Origin of the sequence: Neobacillus drentensis, assembly GCF_036965425.1 — a bacterium.
Taxonomy (GTDB): Bacteria; Bacillota; Bacilli; order Bacillales; family Cytobacillaceae; genus Neobacillus; species Neobacillus drentensis_F.
The window spans coordinates 6208-15859 of sequence record NZ_JBALPP010000037.1 but is presented as its reverse complement, the minus strand read 5'-3'; the positions used below and the strand labels follow the sequence as shown (position 1 = coordinate 15859).

The window sequence follows — 9652 nt, the reverse complement described above, 5'->3', positions numbered from 1 at the left end:
TTAATATCCTCTAAAGATTAATATTAAATGAAGGCTGTCATACACTTAGTAAGTCTACATTATTATTTAGGAAAAAATCTTTCATATTCATTCTTCATGACAAGACTCTTAGAAGGCGTTCCGATTTCATCATAAATGTCTTTATTGATATTTAAATGAAGAATGGTTTCTGGCGGTGCCTCATCATCCTCATTAATTTTTATATTAATGGTTTTATTATTGGCCCAAGTCATCTTTACATTATTTTTCATTTCACTAACGTAGATTATTTTCTTGAAATCCATACTAGGGGAAACAACTTCTACCCATAGAATGGTGTCGCCGCCACTTTGGCGGTGTATTTTTTATTAGGAGATGGGACGGATTGAAGTAAATCTCCTTTGCTAGCATCAAATGCATAGGCATAGGTGACTTGGGAATAAATGATATAACACTATACTATTTCCACTAAGATTGAAAATATGATGACATATTTATTGATTATGAAATTGAATATCATGTGCTTCCTCCATATATGTACAAAAAACAATTTGGCAGGAAAATCGTATCATAAGTACCTTTTCAGTGAGATATATGGTGAAATGGTAAGTTGCGGTAAAATAAAAAAGCTGCTGAAGTCACCTTCAACAGTTTGGCAATTTCTATTACGAATGTTCAACCGCTTTTTGTTTTCGGTATACCTTATTTTCCATAATGTGCCCGAGTATTCCCATCAGCAGTCCGAACACAATCCCGTTCACCACAGGATAGTCTAGAAAACGAATTGCTAAGTGATGCAAGATAAAACTGCCGTCATGCCAGAATAGCCCGAAATCCATTCCGACAACCAATCCAAGGAAGAAACCGGAGAAATAGGTTCTATGTAGTCCTTCTTCGCCTGAAAGCTTAGCGTTATTGGCCCTTGCGGCATTATAGGCCTGCCAGATGGCGTAACCATAAATCGATGGATAAAAAAGCCCCCAGCGATAATTAATCGAATGATGAGCAGAATTTATATCACCCACAAAGGTAGTGATAAGGGATAGGTTTAAGTCTGCGTTCAAATTCACTAGAAACTCCAAGACAATCAGGGCAAAACCGACAAGATAATCCTTATTGTATAATTGGCCGAGTCCCGGTAGAACTACCGACCATAACATTGCAGCATTTGGAGATTTATATTGTCGAGTTTGCCTCATCGTCATCTTCACCTCTAATTGGAATTATGTTACATATAATTTCTACAAATAATTCCCAAATTCCTCCTAGTTCACAAATTTCGGTCATTAAGTCATGCATTTTTCTACTACTTAGGAAGTAATTCCTATAGTACTTAATATTTACCCTATAAAAAACAAAAAACTGCCGATTTCCTCTGGCAGCATTCAATCTATATATTTAGCTAATCATCATATTTTTGAGATCGACTTTTATATCTTCAATTAATTTTTCCGGTGTCATTCCATTCTCATTGAGACCCTTTTCATATGCCTTCTTCACAATCTCAGAAAAATCGGCGACATTCGAGTTATTTTTATCTTCCCGTTCCAAATTCGACTATCCTCCTTTTATCTATACTAGTTTCATATTCTACTAGATTAAAGGGTCAATGTAAATATATTACCAGTTGATAATTGTGGAAAATGTATGAATATTGTCGAAAGTTTGAAAGAACAGGGGAATGTGCGGTGTTTATGGCGCAAAAAACAGTCCGTTGTGATGGACTGGCTTTTATGCTAATTGAATTATTTCAAGCTTCCTTTTAATTCAGCAAGCTTTTCTTTAATAAATGGCTCCATTTCTTCAGGTAATTGATCTAATGGGAAAAATGCAGCCTCGATCGCTTGATTCTCATTCGGCCTGACTTCCCCTTCATAATCCGTACATATATATCCTATTGCTACCATCTGATACTCGTCACTGCCGTCCTCTGGTTTATCCAATAAGGCCCCGCCGGAAAATACACCAAATAAGGATAATCGATTCAGCATTAATCCAATCTCTTCTTGTACATTTCTTTTGATGCAATCTTCAACCGATTCATCTAACTGCAATATCCCGCCAGGTATCCCCCAGCTGTCGCCTGAAAATCTGCTCAGCAATATTTCCCCATGGTGATTCATGATTGCGACACTTGGCCGCACGATAATCAAAGGGGTATTCCCAATCATGCTCCTCATCATTTCACAATAATCCATAATCAAACCTCCTATAGTTATGTATCCAAGGAGCACCCTACTCCTTTTTAGTTGGTAGTAGTCAGCCACCTTCCACACAAGTAGCCATTGAACTGCCAACAAAAGCATTTAAGTCCTTCAGGAGAGCGGGAAGTACATCTGGTTTAACAACTGCTTCTAAGGTCGTTTCCATTATGGGAACATGATATTGTTTCAAAATGGTTGCTGCCCCTTCCCAAACCTCCACAATCGCTTTTGGTGACATGTTTGACTGAATGACCATTTTTTAATCAAGCTCCTTAAGCCTTTTATTTCTTAATCAATATATTACCATGATTTAGCAGTTAAGTTTGCAGAGTCACAACTAAATGATAGAAAACGAATGGGAACGAGAAAAAGGGCTGTTCAGGAGCAGCCCCTATTTAATCGGTACATGAAAATAGTGAACCATAAACACGATGATCACGACGGAGATTCCGTATGTAAGAAACGGCCGGCTGTAATGCAGCCGAATCATCCCGAACATAAATAAATAAAAAATTGGTTCCATCCAATTCTCATATCCATTAATGAAGAGCAGCCGGTCCCATTTTACAAATGGATATTCTACGAGAAAAGCACCGATGATCCAGGTGAGAACATATCGAGACTGTTTCGGCTGCGGCTTTGAGAAGGGAAAGTGGCTTAAATAGAGCAAGGTAATCGAAGGTAGATTGATAAACGTATATAATAATTCCACCAATACATGGGATTTGGGCAAGATGTCGGGGCGATATTTCCAAAGCAAATGATCTCTGCACAGGACAGCGTAAAGTAAATTACAGGTAATCACATAGAAGATGGTGTGAATATATTTTTGCCAATGTCGCCAATCACCTTTCCATATTGCAAACATTAATAGGATGAATGTTAACAGAGCGTGCATGACTCTCCTCCAAACGAAAACCGTACCATTTTTTCATAAAAAGTGTGGCAAGCTGAAAATCATTCTCATTTTATTTTTTCCATTACGAGAGTAACCATACTGAGCGGTATCTAAAAAAAAGAACGGCTTGTCACAGCCCCTATTCCTCCATTTCCTTTGCTATCCCTTTGAAAAACCATACACAAAACCATCTGGACAGCATAAAGGAGATAAACAGGGAAATCCAGGTCAAATACCAGGACCAGTGCAGGTACTCTATTAAATCTGTATACTTTTCAATAATCACTTCAAGGATCGTTAAAATCGTACAGAACGAAGCAAAGTATAAGAACCTCATCATATTGCTGCGGGCATGAGGATAATAGGCATTAAAAACACCGCAAAGAACGGGAAAGGACAGAAACTCATAGGTAAAGCTGGTGTGATTGACAGTCGGAAAGCAGCGAACTGGATAGGCAATCAGCCCATACTCCACTACCACTAAACCGAGGAGCCAGGTAATCACTTGCGTAAATAAAAAAGCGACGATGGCTATTCGTCTTTTCTTTTTGGGGATAATGAAGACCAACCCCAACGTGATCAGCCAAACCACAAATAAAATCATCCACTCTATTCTCATTGTGCCGCACCCTTATCACTCTGAAACATGGCTTTATTTTTGAAAAACCATCGATATAGTAAATTCGTGACTGCAAAAATACAAAAAAAGTTTAGCCATGACCAATACCACGCATAATGCTGGTATTTTAATAAGCCTGTATATTTTTCCAATAGTTTTATGATCACGACTACACCCGAATCCCAAACGGCTAAATAAAGGAGTCGCACCGTGTAATTTCTTTTTGGCTCATAGATGATATAGAAACCACAAAGGAGTGGAAAGAAGAAATAATTCAGTGCCAATAGCAAATGAGTGGCTTTTGGAAATTCGCGAATGGGATAAGAAATCCGGTCAAAATAAACTAGCAGAACGGAAATCAGCCAGGTAAAGGATTGACAAATCAGAAAAGCGATTAAGAATCTCCGCCGGCGATTTTTTGGAACAAACAGCATAAATGCCAAAAGACCGATCACCCACAATAGTATTAATACCAAAACATCAACCGTCATATCACGCATACCTTTCAAAAGGTTTTGTTTCTATCGTTCCCTAGTTCTGGATAAACACACGAAAAAATAGCCCGGAGTTTGAATCCGGGCTATCTTTTTAGAAGATGTAATTGGCTTTGATACATAGGAAACACCCATCGATAAGTCTTATCCGGTCTCTTCTTCCGCAGTTTCATTGTCGGCTTCATCGGTTGGAGGTATGTCGCCGCTTTCGTTGTGCTCGGAGCCTGATGCAATGATGCTCTTCTTCACGATGCTGTCGCGCACTTTGATGCCTTGCTGTCCGCCCGCTTCATCATTGTCATTTCCGGCAATTCCGCTTCTGCCGTTGCCATCGGCGAAATTGGAATCGGTATTGGCTGATGCGCTGTGATCAATCGCATTTTGCCCGCCTTGATTGGCGTTTGTGCCCACATGCTTGTTAATTTGCCCGCCGCCCTCTGCTCGCTGTTCGATATGATTTTCTGTGTTTCCAATATTAAAGGTATAATTGATGTTAATGTTGATTTTGCAGCAGTCACATTTGTGTTCGTGTTCGGTTTCTTCTTCTTGATTTTTATCTTTTTTGCTATTCGACATGGATAAATCCCCCTTTCTTGTACTGATACTATCAATATATGGCTGCCGCTAGGTTTCGAATGGACAAGTTCAATGCAAAGGAGTTTTTTTATGGAGATTCACTATCACTTAACTGAGGAAGATTATTTAAACTTCAATATGTTTCATGTTAAAAATTCCAAAGCCGCAATGCGTTCCTTAAATATTCAGCGGTTTTTGCTGCCGGTTATTTTTATTATTGCGGCCTATCTGGCGTCTACGTATGGCGATATGCCCTTCGTGACGGCGTTTGTGATTTATTTTATTATTGCGGTTCTTTGGATTCTTTTTTACCCGAAGATTTTCTATCGTCATGTTAAGCGGATGACGAAGAGAATGATGAATGAGGGTAAGAATGAAGGGATGCTTGGCGATCACGTGCTGCGAATGACGGATGAGGGGATTGTGGATTCTAGCGCTCATGGCGAAACAAGGGTGACTTGGGCTGGGATTGTTGAGATGAAAGAGGATCAACATAATTTCTATCTCTATAATAGCGGAGTTAGTGCTTGTATTCTTCCGAAAAGAGAGTTGCATGACGTGGAGGGAGTGCGGAATTATCTTGCTGGGAGGATCAAATAGAGTTTTTGCGGTGTAAAAGTACACTTTTCCAGGCCATATTTTGATTTATCGGCGGATTTCGTGGGTTTATCGGCGGATTTAACCACTTTATCGGCGAATTTTTCATTTTATCGGCGAATTTTTCATTTTATCGGCGAATTTCATAGGTTTAACGGCGAATCGTAAAATAGGCAAAGTTGCCAACAATATCAAATTGACAATTAATTTACAATTGCTTTATATATTTTTCACAAAAAAGGTGTACACTAAGATTATAAAACCTAAAGAGGTGGTCAACATGATGATAATCGAAATGCTTATTCGTCTTACAATTATGACTACATTCCTCACCCTGGTTTGCCCTTAATGCCTCTTAATCAAGGCTTTTTTTTTGCAAAAAAAATATCCGGCACAAGGCCGGATGCGCAACAAATATTTTTATAAGGGGGTCAAAGAGAGAGTTGATTAAGCTGTTCTCTTCATGTACTTATCATACCCCCTAGATATGAACAAACTATGAACAAATCTTTAAGGTTATTTAAAAATTGTAGAAAAGTATTAAAGCAGCACTACTTTTAGTGTGGCAAAGTCACTAGAAGAAATATTGACTACTGGAAAGCAGTGGCTTATAGGTGATTAAGAATACTTAACTTGCAAAATGATACTTCTTGTTAATTTAACAAAAGTATTAACTTGCGATTTTTCATTATGGCAGCTTTGCGTTCTTTCGACTAAATTCCGTATATGCTATACTATTCAATCGTTTGATTAAAAATCCCTTAAACCCGCTCTAATCCTAGAAAAACTCCATTAACAGCCTAAAAAGTATGTCGATTCGTAACTAGTATCTGTATTTATTTTTACATTTCCACATATTCTATTAACAGAGGTGGATTGTATGCGAGAAGAACATAAACGATCAAGAAACTCTTCTAGTTATGAGGAAGGCAGTCCTTATTTAGATACTAGTAATAATTCGTCCATTCAGGCAAATTTTGTTGGCGGAAGTCCTTTTTTAGATTCAATTGAGGATCCTTCCACAAGGACTATTTCTGAAGGCGGGAGTCCTTATTTAAATACAAGTGAGGACTAATCTACTCTGGTCTATTGAAGGCTGATATTGTCTAGGACCATTAAAAAACTAACTCCCCTCAGAGGCTGAAGGGAGTTTCAATTTTAACAGCGGATAACGTCTATTTACTGTCGTCTAGCCTTTCGGGAGGACATTTTTCTCTCGGATAACCTATACTTACTCTCACATGAGATATATTTCTCTCGGATAAGATATACTTACTCTCACATAAGCCGCTTTTACTCTCAATATGCCCTGACTGGAAGGCATATTCCCCAAAGCCCGCTCTTTCTTACTGAATTTCCAATTCTTGCATAAAACGGTAAGGAACGAGATATATTAACTCCATGATAACACACCAAAAAGGACGCAGACAGAGAGCATATCTCGGCACGCTACATCTGAATCTATTACATTTCACGAACCCGTGGGTAACTATAGCCTGGGCATGGTTTATGCCAGGATTTGGTCATCTCTTATTAGGCCAGTACTTGTTAGGCTGGATTTTGTTTGTCTGGGAAGTTGTCCTCAATGTCCAAACACAATTCAACGTTGCCATTATTTATACTTTTATCGGACGATTTGATAAGGCTGCACAGACCCTAAATAGCGGGCATGGTGATTATTGGATTTTAACTTATGGGGCTGTTTTCGTTTTTACCATTTACAGCACCTATAAAATTGCGGTAGATAACAATATATTTTATGAGCTTGCTCATAAAGAGAATGCACCCATTTCTACATTCAAAATAGACCAAATCCAATGGAATTCTCTATCAAAAAGAAGCCCGATTGTGGGAGCTTTATGGTCATTGTTCATCCCAGGTATCGGTGCAGTTTATACGCAGCGAGTCTTAACAGCCGTTTTTGAAGTTTTGTGGTGGAACTTCATCTTGATGAAGTCACATCTTCTTGCAAGTATCGAATACACCTTAATCGGAAAATTTGATAAGGCTGTTTCCGTCCTTGACCCAGAATGGGCGTTATTTATTCCCTCGATGATTAGTTTTACCGCTTACTTTACCTACGTGATTACCGTAGAGCGAAATAAACTTTTTGATAAGGAACAAGCAAACTACCTGGCGCAAAACTACCAACATAACAAACGATTTCGATTACGGATAAAGGATGACCCCATAAAAATGCGATTTATAGCTTCCTTCAACCACTCAGAGCATTTGGAAAACGCAATCACTGCATTAGAATCGCTCGGCGTTATGCAGGAAGACATTTTTGCAGCTCCACTAGATAAAAGAAATGAAAAGTCGCAATGGTTTGATACAATTCGACGCTCGGATGGGAAAAGCCTGTTCGATGGCATCATGCTTCTTGCTGCGTTAGGCTGTTTTTTCGGAACCGTTTACGGTTTTGTCCTTCACTGGGGTCCAGTTGTTTGGGGAGTTGCCGGGTTTATTGCCGGATGCCTTTTAGGCTGCATAATCAAGGGAATTCCGATTTTACTTACAGCAAAAAAGAGAAAAAAAGTACCCAAGACTGAGGTCGTGTTGATTGTGGATTGTGAAGATGATCTCGCTCGTAAAACCGAGCAAGTCCTGTGGTCGAACCATGCTTTTGGACTTTCGCAAATCAAAAATTGACGAAAACTCCTCAGGGTATCATTTGAGGAGTTTTTAATTTCGCAAAACTACTCTAAGAAAGCATCCGCAACTAAATTACTAAATTCTCTTAAATAGTATAGATAGTTGTCCCCGCCATAGTTATTTGCCCAAAAGAAAAGCTAACTGTTAAGACAGCTAGCATTTAAGTAAAACCTCGCATGGATCGGCTGCTTCCATTGTAAGCGGACCCTCGAACTCTATAAGACCTACTTTTATCTCTTCTCCTGGTTCGAACTCAATTGGTATTTCACCTAAAAGATTTTGAAAGAGTTGAGGGATTTCTTGATTTCTAATGATCAGTACCATTTTTCTGATTTTCCTGCCATCTAAAGATGGAACCGCATCTGCTCTTCGCTGCAGTTCAATTTTGAACCCAAATGGGGTGTAAATAAAGGTGCGACGCTCTCCTTCTTCTACTTTTAAAGAAAGGCTTTCGGCATTTTTGCAAATAGAATCATATTCTTCTTGTGAAACTAGAAAACCCAGATGGTCAAACTTAGCAGTCTTACCGAAACCAAAGGTGACATTGACACTGCCTAACACCATTTCAATCGTACGGAATAATGGAGGGCTGGGTTGGAAATCGTCCCAGGTAAGCGGCGGATTAAACGTTTCGAATGGTCCATTCCTTTTTCCAATTCGAAGCTTTACGGTGAAGCCGATGTGGGTATAAAAGTCTTCCATTTCTTTCGGTTGCGGCGTCCAATAATGATAATGAAATAATCTCATTTGGATTTTTTTAACACCCTCACTAATAGAAATCCTACGCTAACAATTAAAGCTAATATTGCTAACGGGACTAATGCATTTGAAATCATATACGCTCCCCCTTCCAACCTCCATTTTACCATAAAACACCAATGGAACGACTAAACCATATTCCTTTGGTTTAAAATGTAACTATTAAGTTGGAAAGGCTGTTCAAATGTATTTACTCTTTGTTGTTCTTGTTTATATCCTTTTTGCTATTTATTTTGTTGATTGGAAAAATTGGCGGTCCTATTACCCAACTGTCCAATACTTTATAATTTGCAATTTGCTTTATAACTTTATTTTTTACAACCATAGTCTCTGGAGATACAAAGCGGTAACGGTCGCTTGGTTAAACCACACGTTAATTGACCTTACCTTTTCCTTTTTAATTGTCCCCGTAGTGATAATGATCTTCTTGAGGTACTATTCAAAAGGAAAAAAACAGTTCCTTTATTTAGCGATTTGGATCGCTTATTTTACTGCGATTGAATACCTTTTTTACAAAAAAGGGCTATTTATCTATGAAAATGATTGGAATATATATTGGTCGGCTGTCTTTAACGCGATTTTATTTACCATGGTAAGGATTCATTATAAACATCCTCTGATGGCCCTTTTACTATCGATATTTATAATCGGTATATTATTATTCTTTTTCCATCCTTCACTCGCTGAACTAAAATGACATGTTGGTGATAAAGTGGCAACAAATCAACTATCCACGCCTTTATTTTTCATACTATTAAGTTCCATTTACATTTGCATGGCCATTTATTTGATTCGAAAGAGGAGATAGTCTTTCATTTTCTTTGCTTTGTATGATTCGCCGATAAATTGGAAAATTCGCCGATAAAGTCGT

Annotated in this window: 14 protein-coding genes; 4 read left to right on the top strand and 10 right to left on the bottom strand. The window is 38.4% G+C overall.

Annotated elements, in window-relative coordinates; all coding sequences use genetic code 11:
• Nucleotides 1-62: 62 nt before the first annotated feature.
• The 9 genes from V7161_RS10170 to V7161_RS10130 form a co-directional block, all read right to left on the bottom strand.
• Entirely contained in the window at nucleotides 63-284 is a 222-nt protein-coding gene (locus V7161_RS10170; RefSeq protein ID WP_335444799.1) for a hypothetical protein, read from the bottom strand.
• Nucleotides 285-644: 360 nt separating this feature from the next.
• A complete protein-coding gene (locus tag V7161_RS10165; protein WP_335444797.1) occupies nucleotides 645-1178 on the bottom strand; it encodes a DUF5683 domain-containing protein in 534 nt (177 codons plus the stop codon).
• 199 nt (nucleotides 1179-1377) lie between these two features.
• Nucleotides 1378-1530, bottom strand: coding sequence for a hypothetical protein (locus V7161_RS10160; RefSeq protein ID WP_335444794.1), 153 nt, complete (start codon nucleotides 1528-1530; stop codon nucleotides 1378-1380).
• 194 nt (nucleotides 1531-1724) lie between these two features.
• On the bottom strand, nucleotides 1725-2177 hold the full coding sequence (locus V7161_RS10155) for an NUDIX domain-containing protein (RefSeq protein ID WP_335444792.1): 453 nt from the start codon (nucleotides 2175-2177) through the stop codon (nucleotides 1725-1727).
• A gap of 61 nt (nucleotides 2178-2238) precedes the next feature.
• The gene (locus V7161_RS10150; RefSeq protein WP_335444790.1) at nucleotides 2239-2439 is read right to left on the bottom strand and encodes a hypothetical protein; all 201 of its coding nucleotides are present in this window, start codon (nucleotides 2437-2439) and stop codon (nucleotides 2239-2241) included.
• A 135-nt stretch (nucleotides 2440-2574) separates the two neighbouring features.
• The gene (locus V7161_RS10145; protein WP_335444787.1) at nucleotides 2575-3081 is read right to left on the bottom strand and encodes a CBO0543 family protein; all 507 of its coding nucleotides are present in this window, start codon (nucleotides 3079-3081) and stop codon (nucleotides 2575-2577) included.
• Nucleotides 3082-3220: 139 nt separating this feature from the next.
• Nucleotides 3221-3700: a CBO0543 family protein gene (locus tag V7161_RS10140; protein WP_335444784.1), complete on the bottom strand. Its 480-nt coding sequence runs from the start codon at nucleotides 3698-3700 to the stop codon at nucleotides 3221-3223.
• On the bottom strand, nucleotides 3697-4191 hold the full coding sequence (locus V7161_RS10135) for a CBO0543 family protein (protein WP_335444782.1): 495 nt from the start codon (nucleotides 4189-4191) through the stop codon (nucleotides 3697-3699). Before V7161_RS10135 ends, V7161_RS10140 begins: the two co-directional genes overlap by 4 nt.
• Before the next feature lie 147 nt (nucleotides 4192-4338).
• Nucleotides 4339-4770 carry a hypothetical protein gene (locus V7161_RS10130; protein WP_335444779.1) on the bottom strand — a complete coding sequence of 144 codons (432 nt, stop codon included), beginning with the start codon at nucleotides 4768-4770 and terminating at the stop codon, nucleotides 4339-4341.
• A 90-nt stretch (nucleotides 4771-4860) separates the two neighbouring features.
• On the opposite strand from V7161_RS10130, the gene V7161_RS10125 reads away from it, so the two are divergent.
• From V7161_RS10125 to V7161_RS10115, 3 genes are all read left to right on the top strand, one after another.
• Complete coding sequence (locus tag V7161_RS10125) at nucleotides 4861-5370, top strand: YcxB family protein (protein WP_335444777.1); 510 nt, start codon at nucleotides 4861-4863, stop codon at nucleotides 5368-5370.
• Nucleotides 5371-6247: 877 nt separating this feature from the next.
• Nucleotides 6248-6442: a hypothetical protein gene (locus tag V7161_RS10120; protein ID WP_335444776.1), complete on the top strand. Its 195-nt coding sequence runs from the start codon at nucleotides 6248-6250 to the stop codon at nucleotides 6440-6442.
• A 434-nt stretch (nucleotides 6443-6876) separates the two neighbouring features.
• Nucleotides 6877-8019, top strand: coding sequence for a hypothetical protein (locus tag V7161_RS10115; protein ID WP_335444773.1), 1143 nt, complete (start codon nucleotides 6877-6879; stop codon nucleotides 8017-8019).
• Between the two features lie 156 nt (nucleotides 8020-8175).
• Here the strand turns inward: V7161_RS10115 and V7161_RS10110 are convergent, their stop codons facing one another.
• Complete coding sequence (locus V7161_RS10110; protein WP_335444770.1) at nucleotides 8176-8769, bottom strand: hypothetical protein; 594 nt, start codon at nucleotides 8767-8769, stop codon at nucleotides 8176-8178.
• 196 nt (nucleotides 8770-8965) lie between these two features.
• Here V7161_RS10110 and V7161_RS10105 point away from each other — a divergent pair, with 196 nt between their 5' ends.
• Nucleotides 8966-9478 (top strand): CBO0543 family protein, encoded by a 513-nt coding sequence (locus V7161_RS10105; RefSeq protein ID WP_335444767.1) that lies wholly within the window; start codon nucleotides 8966-8968, stop codon nucleotides 9476-9478.
• Nucleotides 9479-9652 lie beyond the last annotated feature (174 nt).

What these genes read in the sequence shown, in the direction of transcription:
- V7161_RS10165 (WP_335444797.1), bottom strand. Translation starts at nt 1,178, where the DNA reads ATGAGGCAAACTCGACAATATAAATCTCCAAATGCTGCAATGTTATGG.
- V7161_RS10135 (WP_335444782.1), bottom strand. Translation starts at nt 4,191, where the DNA reads ATGACGGTTGATGTTTTGGTATTAATACTATTGTGGGTGATCGGTCTT.
- V7161_RS10120 (WP_335444776.1), top strand. Translation starts at nt 6,248, where the DNA reads ATGCGAGAAGAACATAAACGATCAAGAAACTCTTCTAGTTATGAGGAA.
- V7161_RS10115 (WP_335444773.1), top strand. Translation starts at nt 6,877, where the DNA reads ATGCCAGGATTTGGTCATCTCTTATTAGGCCAGTACTTGTTAGGCTGG.
- V7161_RS10145 (WP_335444787.1), bottom strand. Translation starts at nt 3,081, where the DNA reads ATGCACGCTCTGTTAACATTCATCCTATTAATGTTTGCAATATGGAAA.
- V7161_RS10125 (WP_335444777.1), top strand. Translation starts at nt 4,861, where the DNA reads ATGGAGATTCACTATCACTTAACTGAGGAAGATTATTTAAACTTCAAT.
- V7161_RS10170 (WP_335444799.1), bottom strand. Translation starts at nt 284, where the DNA reads ATGGATTTCAAGAAAATAATCTACGTTAGTGAAATGAAAAATAATGTA.
- V7161_RS10150 (WP_335444790.1), bottom strand. Translation starts at nt 2,439, where the DNA reads ATGGTCATTCAGTCAAACATGTCACCAAAAGCGATTGTGGAGGTTTGG.
- V7161_RS10140 (WP_335444784.1), bottom strand. Translation starts at nt 3,700, where the DNA reads ATGAGAATAGAGTGGATGATTTTATTTGTGGTTTGGCTGATCACGTTG.
- V7161_RS10130 (WP_335444779.1), bottom strand. Translation starts at nt 4,770, where the DNA reads ATGTCGAATAGCAAAAAAGATAAAAATCAAGAAGAAGAAACCGAACAC.
- V7161_RS10110 (WP_335444770.1), bottom strand. Translation starts at nt 8,769, where the DNA reads ATGAGATTATTTCATTATCATTATTGGACGCCGCAACCGAAAGAAATG.
- V7161_RS10155 (WP_335444792.1), bottom strand. Translation starts at nt 2,177, where the DNA reads ATGGATTATTGTGAAATGATGAGGAGCATGATTGGGAATACCCCTTTG.
- V7161_RS10105 (WP_335444767.1), top strand. Translation starts at nt 8,966, where the DNA reads ATGTATTTACTCTTTGTTGTTCTTGTTTATATCCTTTTTGCTATTTAT.